This window comes from Variovorax sp. PDC80 (genome assembly GCF_900115375.1).
Classification (GTDB): Bacteria; Pseudomonadota; Gammaproteobacteria; order Burkholderiales; family Burkholderiaceae_C; genus Variovorax.
In genome coordinates, this window is the sequence record NZ_FOWG01000028.1 from 1 (window position 1) to 22615 (window position 22615).

The 22615-nt window shown below is 70.9% G+C and carries 24 protein-coding genes; 2 read left to right on the forward strand and 22 right to left on the reverse strand.

The window, feature by feature from the left end:
- The first annotated feature begins 259 nt into the window (after positions 1–259).
- Positions 260–1003: a tRNA-uridine aminocarboxypropyltransferase gene (locus BM109_RS40290; RefSeq protein WP_093356114.1), complete on the forward strand. Its 744-nt coding sequence runs from the start codon at positions 260–262 to the stop codon at positions 1001–1003.
- Here BM109_RS40290 and BM109_RS40295 read toward each other — a convergent pair.
- The 14 genes from BM109_RS40295 to BM109_RS40360 all read right to left on the reverse strand — a co-directional run bounded on the left by BM109_RS40295 (position 906) and on the right by BM109_RS40360 (position 15450).
- Positions 906–1820, reverse strand: coding sequence for an ABC transporter permease (locus tag BM109_RS40295; protein WP_093356064.1), 915 nt, complete (start codon positions 1818–1820; stop codon positions 906–908). The genes BM109_RS40290 and BM109_RS40295 overlap by 98 nt on opposite strands.
- 3 nt (positions 1821–1823) lie before the next feature.
- Entirely contained in the window at positions 1824–2858 is a 1035-nt protein-coding gene (locus BM109_RS40300; RefSeq protein WP_093356067.1) for an extracellular solute-binding protein, read from the reverse strand.
- A 37-nt stretch (positions 2859–2895) separates the two neighbouring features.
- Positions 2896–3960 (reverse strand): ABC transporter ATP-binding protein, encoded by a 1065-nt coding sequence (locus BM109_RS40305; protein WP_093356070.1) that lies wholly within the window; start codon positions 3958–3960, stop codon positions 2896–2898.
- Positions 3957–4760, reverse strand: coding sequence for an ABC transporter permease (locus BM109_RS40310; RefSeq protein ID WP_057593600.1), 804 nt, complete (start codon positions 4758–4760; stop codon positions 3957–3959). The genes BM109_RS40305 and BM109_RS40310 overlap by 4 nt, the downstream gene beginning before the upstream one ends.
- Positions 4757–5791, reverse strand: coding sequence for a CobW family GTP-binding protein (locus BM109_RS40315; RefSeq protein ID WP_093356076.1), 1035 nt, complete (start codon positions 5789–5791; stop codon positions 4757–4759). Before BM109_RS40315 ends, BM109_RS40310 begins: the two co-directional genes overlap by 4 nt.
- A complete protein-coding gene (locus tag BM109_RS40320; RefSeq protein WP_371269625.1) occupies positions 5788–7392 on the reverse strand; it encodes an amidohydrolase family protein in 1605 nt (534 codons plus the stop codon). Before BM109_RS40320 ends, BM109_RS40315 begins: the two co-directional genes overlap by 4 nt.
- A gap of 145 nt (positions 7393–7537) precedes the next feature.
- The gene (locus BM109_RS40325; protein WP_177239591.1) at positions 7538–8431 is read right to left on the reverse strand and encodes a helix-turn-helix domain-containing protein; all 894 of its coding nucleotides are present in this window, start codon (positions 8429–8431) and stop codon (positions 7538–7540) included.
- A 147-nt stretch (positions 8432–8578) separates the two neighbouring features.
- Positions 8579–9604 (reverse strand): Bug family tripartite tricarboxylate transporter substrate binding protein, encoded by a 1026-nt coding sequence (locus BM109_RS40330; RefSeq protein WP_093356081.1) that lies wholly within the window; start codon positions 9602–9604, stop codon positions 8579–8581.
- Positions 9605–9674: 70 nt separating this feature from the next.
- Positions 9675–10586 carry an HpcH/HpaI aldolase/citrate lyase family protein gene (locus BM109_RS40335; RefSeq protein ID WP_093356083.1) on the reverse strand — a complete coding sequence of 304 codons (912 nt, stop codon included), beginning with the start codon at positions 10584–10586 and terminating at the stop codon, positions 9675–9677.
- A gap of 27 nt (positions 10587–10613) precedes the next feature.
- Positions 10614–11858 carry a CaiB/BaiF CoA transferase family protein gene (locus tag BM109_RS40340; RefSeq protein WP_093356086.1) on the reverse strand — a complete coding sequence of 415 codons (1245 nt, stop codon included), beginning with the start codon at positions 11856–11858 and terminating at the stop codon, positions 10614–10616.
- Positions 11855–12346, reverse strand: coding sequence for a MaoC family dehydratase (locus BM109_RS40345; protein ID WP_093356089.1), 492 nt, complete (start codon positions 12344–12346; stop codon positions 11855–11857). The genes BM109_RS40340 and BM109_RS40345 overlap by 4 nt, the downstream gene beginning before the upstream one ends.
- On the reverse strand, positions 12343–13554 hold the full coding sequence (locus tag BM109_RS40350) for an acyl-CoA dehydrogenase family protein (protein WP_371269629.1): 1212 nt from the start codon (positions 13552–13554) through the stop codon (positions 12343–12345). The genes BM109_RS40345 and BM109_RS40350 overlap by 4 nt, the downstream gene beginning before the upstream one ends.
- A 28-nt stretch (positions 13555–13582) precedes the next feature.
- Positions 13583–14083, reverse strand: a complete 501-nt coding sequence (locus BM109_RS40355) for a MaoC family dehydratase (RefSeq protein WP_093356093.1) — start codon at positions 14081–14083, stop codon at positions 13583–13585.
- On the reverse strand, positions 14080–15450 hold the full coding sequence (locus BM109_RS40360; RefSeq protein WP_093356097.1) for an MmgE/PrpD family protein: 1371 nt from the start codon (positions 15448–15450) through the stop codon (positions 14080–14082). The genes BM109_RS40355 and BM109_RS40360 overlap by 4 nt, the downstream gene beginning before the upstream one ends.
- A gap of 148 nt (positions 15451–15598) precedes the next feature.
- On the opposite strand from BM109_RS40360, the gene BM109_RS40365 reads away from it, so the two are divergent.
- Positions 15599–16495, forward strand: a complete 897-nt coding sequence (locus tag BM109_RS40365) for an HpcH/HpaI aldolase/citrate lyase family protein (RefSeq protein ID WP_093356099.1) — start codon at positions 15599–15601, stop codon at positions 16493–16495.
- Positions 16496–16499: 4 nt separating this feature from the next.
- On the opposite strand, the gene BM109_RS40370 is transcribed toward BM109_RS40365, so the two are convergent.
- From BM109_RS40370 to BM109_RS40405, 8 genes are read right to left on the reverse strand one after another with little or no spacing between them, the layout of a single operon-like run.
- Positions 16500–17237, reverse strand: a complete 738-nt coding sequence (locus tag BM109_RS40370) for an IclR family transcriptional regulator (RefSeq protein WP_093356102.1) — start codon at positions 17235–17237, stop codon at positions 16500–16502.
- Positions 17238–17245: 8 nt separating this feature from the next.
- Positions 17246–17707: a YiiD C-terminal domain-containing protein gene (locus BM109_RS40375; RefSeq protein WP_057593613.1), complete on the reverse strand. Its 462-nt coding sequence runs from the start codon at positions 17705–17707 to the stop codon at positions 17246–17248.
- Positions 17708–17739: 32 nt separating this feature from the next.
- Positions 17740–17925 (reverse strand): hypothetical protein, encoded by a 186-nt coding sequence (locus BM109_RS41445; protein WP_093356104.1) that lies wholly within the window; start codon positions 17923–17925, stop codon positions 17740–17742.
- A gap of 13 nt (positions 17926–17938) precedes the next feature.
- On the reverse strand, positions 17939–18124 hold the full coding sequence (locus BM109_RS41450; RefSeq protein ID WP_093356106.1) for a hypothetical protein: 186 nt from the start codon (positions 18122–18124) through the stop codon (positions 17939–17941).
- Between the two features lie 31 nt (positions 18125–18155).
- Entirely contained in the window at positions 18156–19190 is a 1035-nt protein-coding gene (locus BM109_RS40390) for a tripartite tricarboxylate transporter substrate binding protein (RefSeq protein ID WP_093356116.1), read from the reverse strand.
- A 38-nt stretch (positions 19191–19228) separates the two neighbouring features.
- The gene (locus BM109_RS40395; RefSeq protein WP_093356109.1) at positions 19229–20662 is read right to left on the reverse strand and encodes a sensor histidine kinase; all 1434 of its coding nucleotides are present in this window, start codon (positions 20660–20662) and stop codon (positions 19229–19231) included.
- Positions 20663–20669: 7 nt separating this feature from the next.
- Entirely contained in the window at positions 20670–21335 is a 666-nt protein-coding gene (locus tag BM109_RS40400; protein ID WP_093356118.1) for a response regulator, read from the reverse strand.
- A 59-nt stretch (positions 21336–21394) separates the two neighbouring features.
- Complete coding sequence (locus BM109_RS40405) at positions 21395–22414, reverse strand: Bug family tripartite tricarboxylate transporter substrate binding protein (protein ID WP_093356111.1); 1020 nt, start codon at positions 22412–22414, stop codon at positions 21395–21397.
- Positions 22415–22615 lie beyond the last annotated feature (201 nt).

The following is a 22615-nucleotide window of genomic DNA, read 5'->3' on the forward strand; positions in this document are numbered from 1 at the left end:
TCGCGTCGTCGTCCCCACTCGTCACCTCCTGCGTTGCAGCATTGCGTATGGGACGAGGATAACGTGTGAGTGTTTATTTCAAATACACCCTCTGAGAAGGCGTGAATGAACCTGCTGCGCGCCCCGATCTCGCATCTGCGGTCCTCGCCGTACGTGAGTACGGCTCCGGTCCTCGACGCGACCTCGGGGCGCTCGCGACGGTTCCTTCACACCTTCTGAGGGCTCCGGCCGGCATGCGGGCATGCCCGAGAATCGGCGCATGCCCCACGCCGTCTCCCTGCTGCGCGCCGAACGCCTCGCGCGCAGCGTCAAACCCTTCCTGGCCCGTGGCGGCTTCAAGCGCGAACGCTGTGCCGGCTGCCGGCTCGCGCCCAGCCATTGCCTGTGCGCGCTGCGGCCCTCGATGGCGACGCGCGCGGGCGTCTGCCTGATCATGGGCGACATCGAGGCGCTCAAGCCCAGCAACACCGGCTGGCTGATCGCCGACGTGGTCGAGGACACCTTCGCCTTCGGCTGGTCGCGCACCGAGGCCGATCCCGCGCTGCTGGCCCTGCTGGCCGATCCGCAATGGCAGCCGTACGTGGTGTTTCCGGGGCAGTATGCCGCGCCCGGGCGGGTGGTGGAGACCGTCGCGCCGCCCGAGGCCTCGCAGGGCCGCCCCGCGAAGCGCCCGCTGTTCGTGCTGCTCGACGGCACCTGGGCCGAGGGGCGCAAGATGTTCCGGCGCAGCGCTTACCTCGCGCAGCTGCCGGTGCTGAGCCCGGTGCTCGCGCGCAGCACGCAGTACCGGCTGCGCCAGTCGGGCCGCGACGACCACCTCTGCACCAGCGAGGTCGCGAGCCTGTGCATGGAACTGGCTGGCGACGCGCTGGCCGCGGAGATCCTCGACGCCTACCTCGCGGTCTTCACCCACCACTACCTGCATGCGAAGAACCAGTCGCCGATCGATGCGCAGGGCGAGGCGCATCGGCGCCTGCGGGCGCTGTCGGCCTTGCGGGCCTGAGGCCGGCCTGCAGCGCCATCCCGATCCCGAGCACCACGACCAGCGTCACCGCCAGCAGCATGAAGGCCAGGGCCGCGCCGAAGGGCCAGTTGTTGAGCCCGACGAACTGCTGGTAGATCTCGGGCGTCATCATGCGAAAGCGCGGCCCGCCGATCAGCACCGGCGTGGCATAGGCGTTCATGCAGAGGATGAACACCAGCGACATGCCCGCGATCACGCCCGGCATGGCCTGCGGCAGCACCACGCGGCGAAAGGCGGTGAAGGGCCGCGCGCCGAGGTTGGCCGCGGCCTCCTCGACGTTGCGCGGAATGCCCTCGATCACGCTGGCCAGCGTCATCACCATCAGCGGCAGCACGATCGTGACCATCACGCCCACCACCGCGGGCTGGTGGAACATCAGCTGCAGCGGCTCGCGCGCCAGCCCGCTCCATTGCGCCAGCGCATTGAACAGCCCGCTGTTGCCCAGCAGCGCCATCCAGCCGGCCGAGCGCACCACGTTGCCCACCATCAGCGGCAGGATGGTGGCCAGCGTGAGCCACATCTTCCAGCGCCGCGGCATGCGCGCCAGCGTGTAGCCCGCGGGCAGGCCGAGCAGCAGGGCGATGCCCGTGGTCAGCGCGGCCACCTTCAGCGTCACCCCCAGCACCTCGCGAAAGTACGGGTCGGCGAACAGCTGCACGTAGTTGCGTGCCGTGAAGGCCTCGACCATCAGCTCGGTCGGCGTGTAGAGGTTGAGCGAGTAGCGCAGCAGCATCGCCATCGGCGCCACCATCAGCGCCAGCACGATCGCGATGGCGGGCAGGGTCAAAAGACGCATCGCTCAGGCCGCCTTGAAGTCGCGCGACCAGTACTGCTGCAGCGCCGGCATGGCCTGCGCGAAGTAGCCGAAATCGGGCACCTTGAAGCGCGACTGCTCCTCGGGCGTGAAGGCGATCTGCGCGGCCAGCTCGGGCGGCAGCCTGGCATTGGTGACGGTGGGCACGTAGCCCATGCGCTCGGCGAAGGCCGACTGCGCGCCGGCATCGAGCATCGCGTTCAGGTAGGCGAAGGCGTTGTCCTTCTGCTGGCTGTTCTTGGGCACCGAGGCGGTGAAGGTGGTCGGCACGATGCCCTCGGCCGGCACGGCCGCCGCCACGCTCAGGCCGGCGCGCCGCCACTGGTGGACGCGGGCGCGCCAGGCCAGGGTGATCCAGATGTCCTCGGCCTTGAGCGCCTGCGCCACCGCCTCGTTGGTGGCGAAGATCTTGGGCCCCAGCGCCTTCATCTCGCCGAGCTTGGCCATGCCGGGCGCGAGGTCGCCCAGCGTGCCGCCGGCCGCGAGCGAGGCGGCGGCGATGTTGTAGGGGAACAGGATGTCGGCGAAGCCGACGCGGCCCTTGTACTTCGGGTCCCAGAGGTCGGCGAGCGACTTCGGCGCCGCCTTGATCTTCGCGGGGTTGTAGGCGATGACCAGGCCCGAGTAGATGTGCGGCAGCGCCTGCGGCTGGCGCAGCGCGGCGATGGCGTTCCTCGCGTTCGGCACGTTGGCCTCGGTCAGCGTCTCGAACAGGCCCAGCTGCGCGAGGCCGCTGGCCTCGAAGTCGACCATCGACACCACGTCGAGGCTGCCGCGGCGGCCGTTGCGCTCGGCCAGCAGCTTGGCCTTGCGCGGCGGACCGTCGTCCACGCTCTGCACCGCCTCGATGCCCAGCGGCTTGAGCAGCGGCTGCTCGACATGCTTGCCGAGCAGGTCGCCGTAGTCGCCGCCCCAGGTGGCGACGACGACGCGGCCGCCGACGGCGGCCAGGGCGGGGCGGGCCGCGGCCAGCGGCAGCGAGGCTGCGGCCAGCAGCAGGGAACGGCGTGTGGAATGCATGGACATGATCGGAATGAAGAGAAAGGAAGAAGAAAGATCAGGAAGCCGTGGCATCCGCGGGCAGAGGCAGCGCGTGTTCCGCCGACCACTGCAGGCTCACGCGCTCGCCGATCGCGGGAGCGCCCTGTGCCGGCACGCTGGGCTGCGCCACCGAGACCGGGCCGACCTCGGTTTCGAAGTGCCATTCGGTCGTGCCGCCCAGGTAGGTGCCGAGCTTCACGCGCGCGGGCAGGCCGGGCGCGCCGGCGTCGGCGATGCGGATGCGGTCGGGCCGCACCATCAGCGCGAGTTCGCCGGTCGCGCGCGGCGGCGTCGCCGCGGCGGCGCAGGGCAGCAGCTGCGCGCCCGCGCGGAAAGCACCGGGCGCCTCGAGCCGCCCCGGCACCAGGTTGCAGCGCCCGATGAAGTTGGCGACGAACTGGTCGACCGGCTGCTCGTACACCTGCTGCGGTGTGCCGACCTGCCGCACCCGACCATGGTCCATCACGGCCAGCCGGTCGGCGGTGGTGAGCGCCTCTTCCTGGTCGTGCGTCACCAGCAGCGTGGTGAGGCCCAGGCGCTGCTGCAGCGCGCGGATCTCGAGCCGCACCTCGGTGCGCAGCCGCGCGTCGAGGTTCGACATCGGCTCGTCGAGCAGGAACACCGCGGGCCGCACCACCAGCGCGCGCGCCAGCGCCACGCGCTGCTGCTGGCCGCCCGAGAGCGCGGCGGGCCGGCGCTCGGCCAGGTGCTCGAGCTGCACCAGCCGCAGCGCTTCCTTCACGCGCGCAGCCTGCTCGGCGCGCGGCACCTTGCGCATCTGCAGCCCGAAGGCCACGTTCTCGGCCACGCTCATGTGCATGAACAGCGCATAGCCCTGGAACACCATGCCGGTGTCGCGCGCATGCGGCGGCGCATGCGTCACGTCGCGTTCGCCGAACAGGATGCGGCCCGCGCTCGGCGGCACGAAGCCGGCCACCATGCGCAGCGTGGTGCTCTTGCCGCAGCCCGAGGGGCCGAGCAGCGCGAGCAGTTCGCCCTGGGCCACGCGCAGGTCGAGATGGCGCACCGCGACCGTGCGGTCGTAGGTGCACTGGAGGTTGTCGAGATGGAGATGGCTCAAGAGGTCACCCGGGACAGACTGACGAAACGATCGGCGACCAGCAGCAGCACGGCGATCAGCACGGTCTGCACCGTGCCGACCGCGGCCAGCGTCGGGTCCATGTTGAAGTTGAGGTAGCTCAGCATTTCCACCGGCAGGGTGGCGTACCCGGGGCCCGTGAGCATCATCGTCATCTCGAGGTTCTCGAAGCTGGCGATGAAGCTGAACACCGCCGCGGCCACGATGCCGGCGCGCATCGAAGGCAGCGTGACGCGCAGGAACACCGTGAGCGGTCGCGCACCCAGGTTGGCCGCGGCTTCCTCGGGCGCGCGGCCCAGGCCCTGCAGGCTGGCCGAGACCAGGCGCACGGTCCACGGAATCGCCAGCAGCGCATGCGCGGCGATCAGGCCCGGCAGCGTGGCGACGATCTGCAGGTCGATGGCGTTGTCCACGCGCACGAAGAACACGTAGATGCCGGTGCCCAGCACCACGCCCGGAAAGGCCAGCGGCGACAGCAGCAGCGCCGACAGCGCGCGCCGGCCGCGGAACCGGCCGCGCTCGATCGCATAGGCCGCCGCCGTGCCGGTGCCCACGCCGAGCAGCGCCGAGATCGCCGCGAGCTGCAGCGACAGCACGAAGCTGCTCGCGAACTGCGGCTTGCTCCAGGCATTGGCGTACCAGTGCAGCGAATAGCCCTCGGGCGGGAAGCTCATGATCGGCTGCGCGAACACGCTGAGCCAGGCCACGGTGACCAGCGGCAGCAGCATCGCGGCATAGGTGGCGCCCACCAGCAGCCGGCGCGCGACGGTGGTGGGCCTCATACGCAGCTTTCCTCGAGCACGGCCGACAGCGGCCGGCCGATCGCATTCGGCCGCGTGGCCGCGTGCACGGCGATTGGCAGCGGCGGCTGCAGCTCGCGCAGTTCGTCGAGCCGCATGCCGCGCACGATCACGACCAGGAAGGAACCGTTCGCCGTGCCGGCGAACGGCAGCAGCGGGGCGAACAGCGTGCCCACGCACTGCACCAGCAGCGGCAGCCGCTCGCCGCGCACCGCGACCACGCCCTTGATGCGCAGCAGCCGCTCGCCGCACAGGCCCGCGAGGTTGTCGAGCCATTCGGCGAGCGCATCGCGTGCCACCGGCGCGGCGAAGCGGCACAGCGCGGTGCGGATGTCGCTGTGCGCGGGCGCGTCGTCCGACACGGCCAGTTCGGGCATCGGCGAGCGCGCGGCCGGTGGTGCGAGCGCTGCCAGTGCGCGCGCTCCCGCCGTCGGCTCGGCCACCAGTTCGGCCAGCGGATTGACCCGCGCGAGCAGCGCGCGCGCCGCCTCGGTGGCGCCCGCGGGCGCGAGGTCCTGGCGTGTCAGCACGATGCGCTGCGCGCCGGCGATCTGCGCGGCCGCCTCGAGCAGCGCCAGCAGGGACTCGCCGCGCACGCAGTCGAAGGTGGCGACCACCTGCGCGCGCAGGTGCGCGGCCAGCGGACCGAGGCTGCGCAGCACGGGGCCGGGCCGCGCGAGGCCGGTGGTCTCGAGCACGATGCGCGCGAGCGGCGGCAGGCCGCGCGTCTCGCGTTCCTCGATCAGCGCCGCGATGGTGCCGGGCAGGTCGCCGCCCATCGCGCAGCACACGCAGCCGTTGCTCAGCAAGGCCATCGGCACCTTGGCGGCGGTGGCGGCGAGCACCGCGCCATCGAGATCGACCTCGCCGATCTCGTTGACGATCACGGCCGTGTCGGCCGCCTGCGGCAGTCGCAGGTAGCTCGACAGCAGCGTGGTCTTGCCGCTGCCGAGGAAGCCGGTGAGCACGGTCAGTTCGATCGGCACCGGATGGAAGTCGCTCGCCGGATTCATGCCGTGGCCGCCTCGGCGCGGTTGGCCGCGACCATCGCGCGCACGTCGGCCAGCAGCTCGGCCGTGTCGTAGCAGATGCCGCCCGCGATGGTGCGGCTCAGGCCGCGCTGCCACTCCACGCGCCGGCTGTCGTCGTTCAGCCGCATCGCGCCGGTGCCGTAGAGCAGCTTGAAGTCCTCGAGCGGGTTCTGGTCGTGCACCAGCAGGTCGGCGCGCTTGCCGACCTCGAGGCTGCCGCAGTCGGCCTCGATGCCCAGCAGGTGCGCGCCCTCGAGCGAGGCGGCGCGGATCACCTCGAGCGGATGGAAGCCGGCCTCCTGCAGCATCTCGAGCTCGCGCACGAAGCCGAAGCCGAACAGCTGGAAGATGAAGCCCGAGTCGCTGCCCGCGCAGACGCGGCCGCCGCGGTTCTTGTACTCGTTGATGAAGCGCATCCAGAGCCGGTAGTTCTCCTTCCACTCGATCTCGTTCTTCGTCGACCAGCGATACCAGTACGAGCCGTGGCCGCCGCGGTAGGGCTGGAAGTTGTCCCAGTAGGCCTGCCAGGTGTAGTCGTCGTGCCAGTCGGCGCGGCGCGTACGCATCAGGTCGCGGTTGGCGTCGTAGATGCCGAAGGTGGGCACGAAGGCGAAGCCGAGTTCGAGGAAGCGGTCCATCGCGTTGCGCCAGGTGGCGCTGCCGGGCTGCGCGGCCTGGCCGAAGGTCTGGCCCGCGACCGAGAAGCGGAAGTACTCGTCGCCGTAGTCGTAGTCGGCCGGGTAGTTCTGCACCACGCGCTCCTCGAACAGTGCCTCGGGCAGGCCGTAGTAGTGCTCGGCGCTGGTCAGGCCCCACTGCGCGGTGGTCAGCGCGTTCATGCGCGTCACGGCCATCTGCGCATGGTGGCAGCCGCTGCGCAGGCCCAGGCTCGCGCACTCGGCCAGCGCGGCCTGCATGAGGGCCGGCGGCGCGCCGAAGAACTTCACGCCGTCGGCGCCGCGCGCCTTGAGCCGGCCCAGCCAGTCGCGCGCCTGCGCCGGCGTGTGCAGGGTCTTGAGGATGTCGTTGACGGCCGGGAAGTAGGCGTGCGCGAGGATGCGCGGCGCCGCGATGGTGCCGGCGGCCGCGCGCTCGCGCTGGTCCAGGGTCCAGCCCAGGCCGTTGAAGCAGCCCATCTCGCGCACCGTGGTCACGCCGTGCGCCAGCCACAGCTTGTAGACGTAGTCGGCCGGCGGCGCATCGCGGCTGACGAAGGGCGAGCCGATGTGGGCATGGGCATCGACGAAGCCCGGCGTGACGAACTTGCCGTGGCAGTCGATCTCGTGTTGGCCCGCGGCCGGCCGCCCGGCCGGATCGATGGCGAGGCGCGGCGCGCCCACGCTGCGCATCTCGACGATGCGGTCGCGCTCGATCACGATGTCCACCGGCCCCCAGGGCGGCGCGCCGGTGCCGTCGATCACGGTGGCGCCACGCAGCACCAGGCGCTCGAACGGCCCTTCGCCACGGTCGCGCCGCGTGGCGCGCGCCTTCTCGGTGCCGCCGCGCAGCCGGAGTCCGGCCGCGATCTCGTCGCCGGCCTCGACGCCCGGCGTGCTGTCCTGCATCGCAGTTGCTGCTGTCACTCGAATCTCCTCGAACATCACCCGGAGAAGCCGGATGGCGAGGGCGATTCTTTCGAGCGAGGGGCAGGCCGTCTCGGTCAATCCTGCGCGGCGGACAGCATGTTCTTGCTGCCGGGCCGGCGGGAGCGCGCGCTGGCGCGGTCCGCTACTGGCGCCGGGCCTGCCGGTAGACCTGCGGCGTCATGCCCTCGGTGCGGCGGAACAGCCGCGCGAGATGGCTGGAGTCGGAGAAGCCGCAGTCCATGGCGATCTGCAGGATGTTCTTGTCCGAGAAGGCCAGGTCGGCCTTGGCCAGCCGCAACCGTGCCGCCACCAGGTGCGCATGCGGCGTGAGCCCGTAGCGCTGCTTGAAGCGGCGCGCGAAATGGAATTCGCTCATCTCGGCCAGGCGCGCGAGCCGCGCCACGCTCAGCGGCTCGTGCGGATGGCGCTCCACGTGGTCGAAGGCCGCCTGCAGGCCTTCGTGCGCCGGCGGCGCCTCGGCATGGACCACGCGCCCGTAGCTGCGCAGCAGGTGCGCCACCAGCGACTGCGCGATGCCGTCGGCATACATGCGCCCGGCCGCGCCGTCGGCATCGAGCGCCGCCACGAGTTGCGCGCCGAGCAGGCGGCCCACGCGGTCGTCGCGGTACAACGGGCCGTCGCGCGGCTCGAAGTCCTCGAAGTCGATGCCGAAGCGGCGCGCGGTCGCACGCAGCTCGCCGAGCGAGAAATGGATGTGCAGCAGGTCGAAGGGGCTGGGCGATTCGAAGCCCGTGCGCTCGATGGTGCGCGAGTCGATCAGCCGCACGCTGCCGCCTTCGATCGGGCCGTCCCAGATCACCGTGTCGTCCACGCGCGAGCAGGCGTCCATCGGCAGCAGCACCATCGAGAACATCATGAAGTCCTGCGAGGTCTCGATGTCGAACTGGAAGGGCCCGGCCGTCTTGCGCGTCCAGCGCAGCACCGACACCCCGGTCGACGGCAGGTTCATCAGCGCACCGGCGCTGCGCAGGCCCCACAGGTCTTCCATGTCGTTGAGGTCGCGCAGGGGCAGCATGAGGTGCGTTCGGGAAGAGGCGGCGAGCGCCGAGGCAGTCGAAAGTGCGCGAATTCTCATGCATTTTCCGGGCCAGTCACCGGGGGGTAATCCCGGTCCGGCCGCCGCCCGCGGCGTTTCCTTCCGCCTCCCGCGCAGCGCGCGCCGCTACTGCGCCTGCAGCCCGAGCTCCCTCGTCATCGCCTGGTAGGTGGGCCAGGTGCGCTGGATGAAGCGCTGCAGCTCGGCGCCCGTCAGCGGCGCTTCCTCCACGCCGAGCTGCGCCAGCACATTCTTGACGGCCTCCGATCTGGACGCCGATTCGCGGCAGGCATCGGCGACCCGACGCACCACGTCGGCCGGAAGGCCCGCGGGGCCCAGGATCATGTTGCACTCGGTGAGGTTCTCGAACGCGGCTCCGGTGAAGCCCTCGTCGGCCCAGGTCGGAATGCCGGGCAGCAGCTTCTCCGAGCGCCCGCCCGAGATGACCAGCACCGGCCGGAAGCTGCCTTTCTGGATCCCGGGGCCCAGGCCCGCCAGCGAACCCGCGCCGATGTCGATGTTGCCCGCCATCAGGTCGAACACCATCGGACCCGTGCCCTTGTAGTTCACGATGTCGAACCTGGCGCCGGTCTGCTTGGCGAGCTGGGTCATCATGATCTGCCAGCCCGAGCCGATGCCGTAGTTGCCCACCGACACCGGCCGCTGGCGCGCGAGCGCGAGCAGTTCCTTGAAGTTCTTCACCGGCAGGTCCTTCTTCACCACCATCGGCGACACGCCGGTGCTGAAGGCCGCGATCGGCACCAGGTCCTTCGAGGTGTCGAGCGGCACCTTCTTGAGCATCACCGGTGCCTGCGCGAGCTGGCTGTGCAGCGTGATGAGCAGGGTGTAGCCGTCCGCGGGGGAGCGCGCCACGTTGTCCGCCGCGATCATGCCGATGCCGCCGGGCTTGTTCTCCACCACCACCGCCTGGCCCAGGCTCGAGGTCATGTACTCGGCCACCGCGCGCGCGGTGGCGTCGTTGGACGAGCCGGGTGCCTGCGCGGCCACCAGCCGCACCGGCTTGGTGGGCCAGTCCTGCGCGAAGGCCAGCCGCGGCAGTGCGCCGGTGCCCAGCGCCAGGCCGGCCGCGAGCAGCTGCCGCCGGCGGGCGGCGTCCAGGGGCAGGGACGGTTCGATCTTGTCTCGTTGCATTGCTTTGTCTCCTTCGGGTCGCTTCAGGTGACGCGGCTGCCGGCGGCAGCGCGTCCACGGGCACGCGCGCCTACATGCCGATGCGGTCGGCCCGCTCGACCAGGTTGCGCACGATGCGCACCGACGCGATGTCGATCATCTTTCCGTCGTACTGCACGGCGCCGAGGCCCTGCGCGAGGGCCTGGTCGTAGGCCTGGATCATGTCGCGCGCGCGCGCCACGTCGGCGGCCGGCGGCGAGAAGGCTTCCTGCGCGAGCGCGACCTGCGAGGGATGGATGGCCCACTTGCCGACCATGCCGAGGATCATCGAGCGCCGGCATTCCTCGCGGAAGGCGTCGGGGTCCCTGAAGTCGGCGAAGGGGCCGTCGACGGCATCGATGCGGTGCGCGCGCGCGGCGATGGTCAGCTTGTGGCGCTGGTAGTGCCAGATGTCGCCGGGGTAGCCGCTGGCGCCGCCGATGTCGCGCAGCGAGATGCCCTGGCTCGCCGAGTAGTCGCCCATGCCGAAGATCAGGCACTCGAGCCGCGGCGTGGAGGCCGCGATCTCCTCGACCCGCATCATGGCCTCGACCTCCTCGATCAGCACATCGATGCCGATGCGCTTCTTCAAGCCCAGCTTCTTCTCCATCATCGACAGCAGCTTGTCGACGAACTGCACGTCGGCCGCGCTCATCGCCTTGGGCAGCATGATCACGTCGAGGTTCTCGCGCGCGCCCTCGACCACCTCGATGATGTCCTCGTAGGCGTACTCGGTCGTCAGGTCGTTGATGCGCACGCAGCGCGTGGTGCGGCCCCAGTCGAGGCTGTTGAGCGCGTGCACGATCTTCGCGCGCGCGGGGCGTTTCTCCGACGGCGCGACCGCGTCCTCGAGATCGAGGAAGACGAAGTCGACGTCCATCCCCGCGGCTTTCTGCATCATCTTCTCGCTCGAGCCGGGCACGGACAGCTGGCAGCGGCGCAGTCTCTGGGGTCGTTCTTGCATGGAACTCGTTTCCTTCAGGCAGTGGTTTCAGTGGATGACGTGGTCGGCGCGCAGCGCCGCGATCTCGGCCGGCGCGAAGCCGAAGCCCTGGAGCACCGCGTCGCTGTGCTCGCCGGTGAGCGGCGCGCGCCGGTGCACGCCGCCGGGCGTGTCGCTCATGTGGACGGGTGTGCCGGCCACGGTCAGCGCGCGCGCGGCGCCCGGCTGCTCGGTCTCCACCAGCATCCCCCGCGCGCGGAAATGCGCGTCCTCGAAGATGTCCTGCGCATCGAATACCGGGCCGAACGGAATCTCGGCGCCGAGCAGCGACGACAGCTCGGCCTTGGTGTGGCGCGCGGTCCATTCGCCGACCAGGGCCTCGACCTCGGCGCGGTGCGCCATGCGCGCCTCGTTGCTCGCGTAGCGCGGATCGCTCGCGAGCTCGGGCCGGCCCATGCGCTGCACCAGCGGCACCCAGAAGCGGTCGTTGGGCACGCCGAGGCTCACGTGGCCGTCCTTCGCGGGGAACAGTCCGAAGGGGCACAGCAGCGGGTGGCCGTTGCCCTCGGGGCCTGGCGACTCGTGCGAGGCGCTGTACTGGTAGACCAGCCGCTCGCAGATCGCCAGCACCGCATCGACCATCGACACGTCGACGAACTGGCCGCGCCCGGTGCGCTGCGCGCGCCAGCAGGCCGAGGCGATGCCGAAGGCGAGGAAGGTCGCGGGCACCAGGTCGCCGACGCCCGGTCCGATCTTGGTCGGCGCACCCGCGGGCACCGGGCCGGTGATGCCCATGATGCCGCCCATCGCCTGCGCGACCGGGTCGTAGGCCGGCCAGTCGGCGTAGGGGCTGCGGCCGCTGCGCGGGTCGCCGAAGCCGCGCATCGCGGCATACACCAGGCGCGGGTTCTCGGCGATCAGCGCCTCGTAGCCCAGGCCCAGCCGTTCCATCACGCCGCAGCGGTAGTTCTCGACCAGCACGTCGGCGCCGCGCACCATGCGCAGCAGCGCGGCCTTGCCGGCGGGCTGCTTGAGGTCGAGCGCGAGCGACTGCTTGTTGCGGTTGATCGAGGCGAAGTAGCCACCGAAGCCGCCTTCGGCGATGGTCAGCGCGCCGGGCAGGTGCGGGCCGGTCCGGCGCGTGGGGTCGCCGCCGGGCGGCTCGATCTTCACCACGCGCGCGCCCTGGTCGGCCAGCATCATGGTGGCGTAGGGGCCGGCCAGCATGCGCGTGAGGTCGAGCACGACCAGGCCGTCGAGCGCGCCGGTGGCGGCGGGGGCAGCCTGCGTCACCGGCCCGCCCAATGGCTCTTGCGCTTGAGCAGCACGGTGCGCTCGGCCTCGACGCAGAGCTTGTCGTCCTGGTTCAGGCCGTAGTGCCGGAAGCGCACGATGCCGGCGTCGTCGCGGTCGGCCGCGCGCGCTTCCAGCACCTCGCTGTAGGCATAGAGGGTGTCGCCATGGAACACCGGATGCGACAGGCGGATCCTGTCGAGCGCCAGTTCCTGCAGGCATTGCTCGGCCGTGTCCTGGGCCGCGAGCCCGAGCACCATCGACAGGTTGATGCCGCCGAACACCACGCGCTGCGCGAAGATGCCGCGCGCATCCTGCTTCTTCATCGCGTCCTCGTTGAAATGGCCCTCGGCGGTGTTCATCACCAGGTTGGTGAGCAGCACGTTGTCCATCTCGGTCACGGTCTTGCCGCGGTGGTGGCGCAGCAGCAGGCCGACCTCGAAGTCCTCGAAGTAGTTGTCGGTGCTGGTGAGTTCGGCGCTTCTCATGCCGCGCCGCCTTTCTGCGCCACGGCCGCGAAGGCGCGCCCGGCGATCATGGCCTCGACCTCCGACTTGCCCAGCAGGCTGGTCGCGATGATGCGCTGCTGGATCTCCGAGGTGCCCTCGAAGATCTTCGTGAGCCGCGCGTCGCGCCAGTAGCGCTCGACCGGGAACAGCCTGGTGTAGCCCGCGCCGCCGAAGATCTGCATCGCCTCGGAGGTCACGCGCTCGGCCATTTCGGAGGCGAAGTACTTCGCCATCGAGGCTTCCTTGTCGCAGCGCCGGCCGCTGTCGATCGCGCTGCAGACGAAGTGCATGAGCTGGCGCGCCGCCTCGATCTCGGTCGCCATGGTGGCGATCTTGAAGCGGATCGCCTGGTACTCGGCGATCGGCATGCCGAACTGCTTGCGCTCGCCCGCGTAGGCGATGGCGTCCTCGAGCGCACCCTGGGCCAGCCCGATGGCACGCGCGGCCGTGTGGGCGCGCGCGCCTTCCAGGCCCTTGGTCATCAGGTGGAAGGCCTTGCCTTCCTCGCCGATCAGGCAGTCCGCCGGCACGCGCAGGCCGTCGAGCGCGAGCTCGAAGGTCTTCCAGCCGAAGTAGCCGATCTTGGGAATCGGCGCGCCGGTCATGCCCTTCGGAAAGCTGCCGCGCTCCTTCTCGATCAGGAAGCAGGAGATGCCGAGCCAGCGCTTGTCGGCGTTGGGCGGCGGCGCGGTGCGCGCGAACAGCGTGATGTAGTCGGCGCCGTCCGCGAAGGTGCACCAGTACTTGTTGCCGGTGATCACCCACTCGTCGCCGTCGCGCACCGCGCGGCAGGAGATCGAGGCCAGGTCGGAGCCGGTGTCGGGCTCGGACAGCGCGCTCGCGTTGAGGAACTCGCCGCGCACCACGCGCGGCAGGTACCTGGCGCGCATCTCCTCGGGCATGGCGGCCTTGATCCAGCCGCCCTGGGCACGCGCGACGATCGAGGCGACCGACATCCAGCCGCGCGCCAGTTCCTCGCAGATCAGGCAGTACTCGAAATAGCCGAGACCGAGGCCGCCGTACTGCTCGGGAATCATGATCCCGAAGTAGCCCATGTCGGCGATCTTCTGGCGCAGTTCCATCGGGATCTCGCCCTCCGGGCCGTCGAGCCTGTTGGCGACCGGCAGCACCTCCTTCATCGTGAATTCGCGCGCCGCGTCGCGGATCATGCGACGTTCTTGCGTCATGTAGCCCAGACCATCTTCCGACATCGTTTCAGTTCCTCGTTTTGACCAGGTTCGTGCGCTTGAAGGCGATGACCTCCTCGCCGCGTTGGTTGCTGCCGCGCGTGTGCCAGGTGACGATGCCGTAGCCCGGGCGGTTGCTCGCCAGGCGCGCGGCCACCACTTCGGAGCGGGCCTCGAGCGTGTCGCCCGGATAGACGGGCCGCAGGTAGCTGAGCTCGTCCACGCCGAGGAAGGGGCCGCCGCCCTCGGACAGGTCTTCCACCGACAGGCCGAACACCGTGTTGAACACCAGCAGCGGATTGACCGGCGTGGTCGGGTGGCCATGGGCCCGGGCGAAGGCCTCGTTGGTGTAGTGCGGGTTGTAGTGCAGCGTCAGCGTGGAGAACAGCGTGTTGTCCGCGGCCGTGACCGTGCGGCCCCAGTGGTGCGCGAAGCGGCGGCCGATGTCGAAATCCTCGTACCGGTTGCCGCGTGTCCTGGGCCTGGCCTCGGCCTTCAGGCGTTGGACCGTGATGTCGTTGGGCGTCATTGAATCGCTTCGATCAGGGAGTGGAGATGGGGGGAGGTGGGGAGTGCCGCGACCGCCTGCGCCAGCCGCTCGAAGCGCGCGGCGCCGATCACCGGCTCGGCGATCGCGCGCGCCTTGGCATGCAGGCGTTGCCATTGCGCATCGAGGTCGGTGGCGGGAATGGCGACATTGGCCTGCGCGCTCAGCACCCGGCCGTCGCGCGTGCGCAAGGTGGCGGTCGCGGTGTCGCGCTGCTGCGTGTCGGCGACCTCGAGCGCCACGCGTTCGCGCGCCCGGCGCCAGCGCGGATCGCTTGCCGTCTGGTCGGTGTAGAGACCGAGCGCGGCGGTGTCGGCGCCGTCCAAAGCCAGCGCGGCCAGGTGGCGGATCGAGAACTTGACTTCGAGCCCGGTCGCCGGGGCCTCGATGTCGCAGACGCCACGATGGTTGCCTTCGCCCGAAACCGTCAGCGTCAGCGTTTCCAGGTCGTCGAGACCGACGCCGTGGCGCGCGCGCAGTTCGCGGATAGCCTCGATCGACGAGTGCGTGAGGTAGCAGGCGGCGTGGTACTTGAACAGCGTGCGCTCGATCGCGAAGCCGGACATGGTGTCGATGGTGGCGGGGAAGGGGTTGAGCTCCGGTGCCAGCGTGCGCGCGAAACCCTGCGCGCCCTCGATCGCCTGCTCGTTCGCGGTGAAGCCGCGCGCCGCGAGCTGCGCGGCCATCAGCCCGTTCATCGCGGCCTTGCCCGCGTGCAGCGGCTTGGCCATGGTGCCGAACATCGACTTGAGCCCGGCAGCCTGGGTGGCCGCGAGGCCCAGTGCATGCGCGGTCCGCGACGGGTCGAGCCCTTGCAGGTGGGCACAGGCCGCCGCGGCGCCCAGCGTGCCGACGGTGCCGGTCGCATGGAAGCCGTGGCGGTAGTGGCTCGGACCCACCATCTCGCCGACGCGGCTCTCGATCTCGTGGCCGACCACCACGGCGCGCAGCAGCGCGAGGCCGGAAGCGCCGCGCGCCTGTGCCAGTGCCAGCGCCGCGGGCACCACCGGCACGCTGGGATGGCCGAACATGCGCGAGGCCACATCGTCGAAGTCGAGCGCATGGCCGGCGGCGCCGTTGATCAGTGCCGCATCGACCGGCCGCGCACGGCGGCCGCTCGCGATCAGCGAGGAGGCTTCGCCGCCGCTGCCGCCGTATTCCTCCGCGAGCATCCGCACCAGCGGTTCGCTGCTGCCGGCGATGGTCACGGCGAGCCAGTCGAGCATCACGTGCCGCGCCCATTCGAGCGCCAGCGGCGTGATCGCTTGCTGCGCGCCGCCGCCGATCCATTCGGCCAGCAGCCGGGTGGCCTCCACGTCCTTCGTCACGCCGGTGTGCGCTTCGCTCATCTTTTTTCCTGCCGTCTGGTTGTCTCGTTCGCTGAAGTATCCGGGCGTGCGTCGGCGAAAAGAATCATGGATGTGATGGTTGAAGACGCGCCAGAACCATCACATATGCGATGGAGCGCGCGCAAGCGAAGCGGCAGACTGCACGCCCATGAATGCACTTCAGCACCCACCGCGCCGTTCGGCGCTCTACGTTCCGGCCTCCAATCCACGCGCCCTCGCCAAGGTCGGCGGCCTCGATGCCGATGCCGTCGTCTTCGACCTCGAAGATGCCGTCGCTCCCGAGATGAAGGAGGCGGCGCGCAGCCACCTGCTGCAGGTCTTCGAAGCCAGACGGCCCGGGCCGCACTACAGGGTGGTGCGCATCAACGCCATCGGCGGCGCGGACTTCGATGCCGACATGCGCACCGTGGCGCGCTGCCGGCCCGATGCGCTGCTGGTGCCCAAGATCGGCAGCGCGAACGACGTGCGCTTCCTGTCGGAGGCGGCGCTGCGCCATGGCCTGGGCGCTGAATTGCGGCTATGGCTGATGGTCGAGACGGCCGACGCGCTCGCGGCGCTCGACGACATCGTGCGCGCCGGCCTTGGCGCGCGGCCGCGGCTCGAGGCCCTCGTGGTCGGCACCAACGACCTCGCGAAGGAAACCGGCGTGTTCGCGGGCGATGGGCGGTGCTACCTGGTGCCGTGGCTCATGGGTGTCGTGCTGAACGCGAAGCGGCATGGCGTCTGCGTGCTCGACGGCGTCTGGAACGACTTCGCCGACACAGCGGGCTTCGATGCGGAAGCCCTGCAGTCGTCGCGCATGGCCTTCGACGGCAAGACGCTGATCCATCCGTCGCAGATCGCGCCGGCGAACGCGGCCTTCTCTCCCTCGGCGGCGGCGCTCGAGGAGGCGCGTGCGATCGTCGCGGCCTTCGAGCTGCCCCGGCATGCCGGCGCGGGCGTCATCAACCTCGAAGGCCGGATGGTCGAGCGGCTGCACCTCGCGCAGGCGCAGCGTTTGTTGTCGCTGCAGGCGGCGATCGAGGCGCGCGGACGAGGCCGCTGAGCGCTCAACAGTTGCCGGCGGCGGCCAGCAGCGCGGGCAGCAGTTGCTTGCGCCGCTGGTGCAGCCGGTCGACCGGCGCGCCGATGCCGATCGCGAGCCGCTGGCTGCGGATCTTGGTGGGGATCAGGGTGGCGATCACGCCCGCGCCGGAGGTCGCGAGATTGGCCGATTCGTACCAGCCCTGTTCGCGCGCCTGCTCGACCGCGCGCAGGGTCTGCGCGATCCGCGCGATCGGCCCGCTCTTGCCGCGCTCGGCGTTGTAGCGCCGCAGCAGCAATTCGATCTGCTCGTCCTTCATCTCGCTCAGCAGCATGATGCCGATGGCGGCGTGGTGCATCGGCCGCTTCACGCCCGGCGACGGCGAGAAGCGCAGCGCATGCTGCGACTGGATCACCGAGATGTACTGCATCGAGAGGCCGCTCTTGCGGCCGAGCAGTACGGATTCGCCGGTCTCGCCGGCCAGGCGGCGCAGCGTGTCGTGGATCGTCTCGCGCTGGCCCGGCATGTGCGTGGCCCACTCGCAGAGGAACGCGACCCGCACCGACGGGCAGTAGCTGCGCGTCGCGCGCTCGTACTCCATGTAGCCCTGGCTGGCCAGGGTCTTGAGCAGCATCGAGACGCTCGATTGCGGCGCGCCCAGCTTCTGCACGATCTCCGCCACGCGCAGCGGCCGCTGCTCGGCCTCGAACAGCTCGAGCAGTTCGAAGACCCGCACCGCGGATTTCACGAGGGTGTTCTGCATGGCCGTTGCTACGCGGTCGGTTCGGGCGGCGGGCGCAGCGCCACGAATTCGCCCGTCAGCCGCCCCACGACCTGCCCGCCGTATTCGAGCTGCGACGACACCGAGATGCGGGCCTTGCCCTTGCGCGCCAGCATGCGCGCGAACGGCAGCCACTGCGCGGGTTCGTCGAAGGCCGAGCGCGCGATGAAGTCGCCCTCGATCGGCAGCTCGTAGGCCATGGTGTTGCGCTGGATCACGAGCCGGCTGGCCAGGCCCTCGGCCGTCAGCCGCGTGTTGAGCAGCGACCAGGCCGCGAGGATCGCGACCGCCGAGGCGCTGCCGCCGAACACGGTGTCGCGGTGGTTGATGTTGGGCGCGAGCGGTGCGCGCAGCACCACTTCATGCGGTGCCACCGAGGCGACGGACACGGCCATGGCCTTCGAGAGCGGGATATGGTCGTGGAGGTAGTGCTCCAGGTCTGCGGGGTTCAATGCGGTGGTCTCTTTGGGATGTGTGTGTCGTGCTACTTCGGCCGGTGCGTGTGCATGAGGTCCCACGCCAGGCCCGCGGCCCAGCCGATGCCCACGAGCCAGGCGCCGAGCTGCACGGTGTCGATGTCGGCCGGTGCGAACCAGTGGACCGCGAGGCCGACGAGCAGGCCTGCCGCTGCGCCGACGCAGGAGGTGGGGGAGATCAGGGCTTCGAGCATATCGGCCGGCGGTCTACTTGCGCACCCGCCCCCGTTTGAATCGCAGGAACACCCCGATCGCCAGCGCCGCCAGGATTCCGCCGAGGATGAATTGCCCCAGGGCCGCGGCCACCGCGGCACCGGACACCAGGCCGAAGCCGATGAGGGTTTCGAGCAGCTGCAGGGCCGCGTCGAGCTTCGAATGAAGGTAGCGTTTCATCTCGTGTCGCCGTTGCCGTTCGCGATCCGTCTCAAGGATTCCACCGCCGCAGCCCCAGTGCTTCCGCCTGCTGCCGATACGCCTGGATGCGTTCCCGCACATAGGCATCGAGCGCGGCCCCCGTGAGCGCGAAGGGATAGAGCCCATGCCGCTCGCGCAGCGCAGCATAGCCGGGCGCGGCCATGGCCTCCTCGAAGGCGGTGGTCCAGGCGCGCAGCGCGGCGTCGGGCACGTCGGCGCTGATGTAGAGGCCGCGCACGGTGGGCCACACGAGGTCCACGCCCTGTTCGCGCGCGGTCGGCACGCCCGCGAGCGCGCCGCCGAGCCGCGCTTCCGACAGCACGGCGAGCAGGCGCACGGCGGTGCCGCCGGCCATGGCCTGCAGCGCCTCGGCGGCGTCGCCCGCGAACACGTCGACATGCCGGCCCTGCAGCGCGCCGAGCGCATCGCCGCCGCCTTCGAAGGAGACGAAGCGCATCGCGCGGTGGTCGCCGCCGGCGGCGCGCACCAGCAGCGCGGCCTTCACCCAGTCCTGGCTGCCGACGGTGCCGCCGGCGCCGAACACGATGCGCGACGGCGACTGGCGCAGCGCGGCCATCAGCTCGCGCAGGCTGCGGTAGGGCGAATCGCGGTGCACCACGACCACGCCGTAGTCGGTGCCGAGCGCGGCGACCCAGCGCACGGCGCTGGTCGGATGCGGGCCGAAGCGGCCCTGCGCGAGGTTGAGCAGCGAGCCGCTCGAGAACGCGACCAGCGTGCCCGGGCCGCCGAGGCGGCCGGTGGCGATGCGGTCGAAGGCGACGGCGCCGATGCCGCCCGGCAGGAAGCGCTGCGCGAGCGGCGCGCGCGCGGGACGCACGGCCTGCAGCGCGTCGCGCGCGAGCGCGCAGGTGAGGGCGAAGCCGCCGCCGGCCTTGGCGGGGATGATGCATTCGGCCGCGGCCTGCGACGGATCGGCCGGATCGAGCTGCGGCGCCGCGAAGGCGCGCATCGCGCCGCCGGGCAGCAGCAGCGCCGAGAGCGCGCGCAGCGCGTGGCGTCGAGAGTGATCGATGCGGATCGGCATGGCGGGGATTCTGGCCGCGAAACGAGGCGCGACGGCGCTCAGGCCGTGCCCGGCTTCGGCCACCAGATGATGGCATGCAGCCCGTTGCCGCCCTCGCGTGCCTCGAGCCGCAGTTCACCGCCATGGCGCTGCGCGATCGAGCGCGCGATGGCCAGGCCGAGCCCGAAGCCGCCCTTGCCGGCGCGCGCGCCGCGCCGGAAGCGCTGGCCGAGCTGGGCGCGTTCCTCCTCGCCGAGGCCGGGGCCGTCGTCCTCGACATTGAGACTCCAGCCGGCCGCATCGCCGGCCGCGAACACGGTGATGGTGCCCTCGGCCGGCGTGTAGGCGATGGCGTTGGCGACGAGGTTGGTGAGCGCCTCGCGCAGCAGCGCGCGGTCGGCCACCGCAACGAGTTCGACGTGCGCATGCCCCGCGGCCTCGTCGGGCGCCTGGATGCCGAGGTCGATGCGCTTGGCGCGCGCCTGCGGCAGCAGGTCGACGGCCACCTCGCGCAGCAGGCCGGCGAGTTCGAACGCGGCCGGCGCCACGGCCACGGTGTCGCTGCGGCCCAGCGCCAGCAGCTGCTGCGCGCTGCGCGTGGCGCGGCCGATCTCGGTGCCGAGCGCATCGAGCGCGGCGCGCACCTGCAGCGGATCGTGCTGGCGCTGCGCGTAGTCGGCCTGCATCTGCAAGGTGGTGAGGTGGGTGCGCAGCTGGTGCGAGGCATCGTCGAGGAACTGCCGCTGCTGCGCCACCAGGTCCTGCGTGCGCGACATCTGGCGATTGACCGCGGCCACGAGCGGCCGCACGTCGGCGGGCAGGTCGGTGTCGGCGATGCGCGTGAGGTCGTCGGGCTTGCGCGCCTCGACCTCGCGCGCGAGGCGCGACAGCGGCCGCAGCGCCGCCGCCAGCGCGGCACCGGTGCCGAACACCAGCAGCGCCAGCACCAGCGCGTCGCGCAGGGCCGCGCTGCGCACGAAGCGGGTGCTGAATTCCTGCCGCGAGCGCGTGCTCTCGCCGACCTGGATCAGCACGCTGCGCCCGGCACTGCCCGCGGGCGCGCGGTCGAGTTCGCGCCGGTAGGCCGCGAGCCGCACGGCCTCGCCGAAATACTCGGCGTCGTAGAAGGCCGGCACGCCGAGCGCGAGCGAGGCGGGCGGCGCCGGCAGGTCGGCGCTGCCGAGTTCGACCAGCCCGTCGGAGGTGGCGACGCGAAAGAACACCTGGCCGCTGGCCGTGAGCTCGAAGAACTCGAACATGGTGTAGGGCAGCTCGACCGAGAGCCCGCCCGAGGCGGTCGAGATGTTGGCGTCGATGGACTTGAGCGCGCCGAGCAGCGAGCGGTCGTAGGCCGCGTTGGCCGACGCGAGCGCATCGTGCCGCGTGCGCCACAGCTCGATGCCGGTGACGGCGATCAGCGCGGGCAGCAGCAGCAGCGCGAGCCGCTGCCAGAGGCTAGCGCGGCGCAGCCAGGCGACCGAGGAACGCACCATGCCGTCTTCAGTCCGCCTCGAGCACGTAGCCCAGGCCGCGCAGCGTGACGATGCGCACGCCGCTGCCGTCCAGGCGCTTGCGCAGCCGGTAGACCAGCACCTCGACGGCCTCGGGATGCACCTCCTCGTCGTCGGAGAACACGCGCTCGAGGATCTGCTGCTTCGACAGCGGCTCGCCGCTGCGCTGCACCAGCACGCGCAGCACCGCGAGCTCGCGCGGCGACAGCGCGAGCGCCTCGCCGGCCAGCGTGAACTGCCGCCGCGCGCCGTCGTACACCAGCGGCCCGCAGGCCAGCCGCGGATGCTCGACGCCGCGCGCGCGGCGTACCAGCGCATGCAGCCGCGCCTCGAGCTCGGCCAGCGCGAAGGGCTTGGCGAGGAAGTCGTCGGCGCCGGCATTGAGCGCGCTCACGCGCTCGTCGAGCGAGTCGCGCGCCGTGAGGATCAACGCCGGCAGCCGCTGGTCGCGTTCGCGCAGCCGCTGCAGCACCGCGTGGCCGTCGAGCCCGGGCAGGCCGAGGTCGAGCACCAGCGCATCGTGGTCGCGCCGCTGCAGCGCGCGGTCGGCCAGCCGGCCGTCGTCCACCCATTCGACCTGGATGCCCGCATGCTCGAGCGCCTTGCTGAGCCAGGTGCCCAGGGTGTGTTCGTCTTCGGCCAGCAGGATGCGCATGGGGCGACTGTAGGGCGCGGCGGTGCCGCCGCCCAGGCGGCTTTCCCGCAGGTCCGCGCTCAATCGGGCTTGATGCCCGCCCGCGCGATCACCTTCTGCCAGCGCGCCTGCTCGCTCGCGATGAACTGCGCGAACTGCTCGGGCGTGCCGCCCACGGCCTCGGCCGCGTCGCCGGTCAGGCGGCGCATCGACTCGGGCGACTTCACGGCGCTCATGGTCTCGGTCGAGAGCTTGGCGAGCTGGGCCGGCGTGATGTTGGCCGGCGCGAGCATGCCGTACCACTGCGTCATCTCGAAGCCAGGGAAGCCCTGCTCGGCCACGGTCGGCACGTCGGGCAACTGGGCCAGGCGCTTGGCCGAACCGGTGGCGATGCAGCGCACCTTGCCGGCCTTGATGAAGGGGATGACCGCCGCCGCGCCGATGGCCGAGGCGTCGAGCCGGCCCGAGAGCAGGTCGGTCACCATCGGGCCGGTGCCGCGGTAGGGCACGTGCAGCATGAAGACCTCGGAGGTCATCTTCAGGTATTCGAAGGCGAGGTGGCCCGCGCTGCCGTTGCCGGCCGAGCCGTAGCTGAGCTTGCCGGGCTTGCTCTTGGCATAGGCGATGAACTCCTTGAGGTTCTTCGCGGGCACGTCGGGGTGCACCACGTAGAGGCTGGGCACCTTGGCCAGCAGGCTCACGGGCTTGAAGTCCTTGTTCGCGTCGTAGGGCAGCTTGGCGAAGATGTAGGGGTTGACCGCCAGCGTGCCGATGTGGCCGAGGATCAGCGTGTGCTGGTCGGTGCTGCGCGCCACCTCGCTCATCGCGATGTTGCCGGCCGCGCCGGGCTTGTTGTCGACGAACACGCTCTGGCCCAAGGTGCGCGACAGCTCGACCGCGGTCGAGCGCGCCACGATCTCCGAGCTGCCGCCCGGCGCGAAGGGCACGACGAAGCGCACCGACTTGTTGGGCCAGGTGTCGTCGGCGCGCGCGAGGCCGGCGAAGCCCGGCAACAGGCCGCCGAGAGCGAGCGCGCTACCCGATTGCAACCATTGGCGGCGGGTGGGTGAACCCAGGTGTTGGGGAAGGTCGAGGCGCATCGTCTTGTCTCCGTGTTTTTCCAGAAGGCCGCATGGTGCCTGGGGCTGGCTGTCGGAATGCTGTCAGTCCCGCCGCCGGCCGTGCAGCAGGTTCATTCACACCTTCTCAGAGGGTGTATTTGAAATAAACACTCACACGTTATCCTCGTCCCATACGCAATGCTGCAACGCAGGAGGTGACGAGTGGGGACGACGACGCGA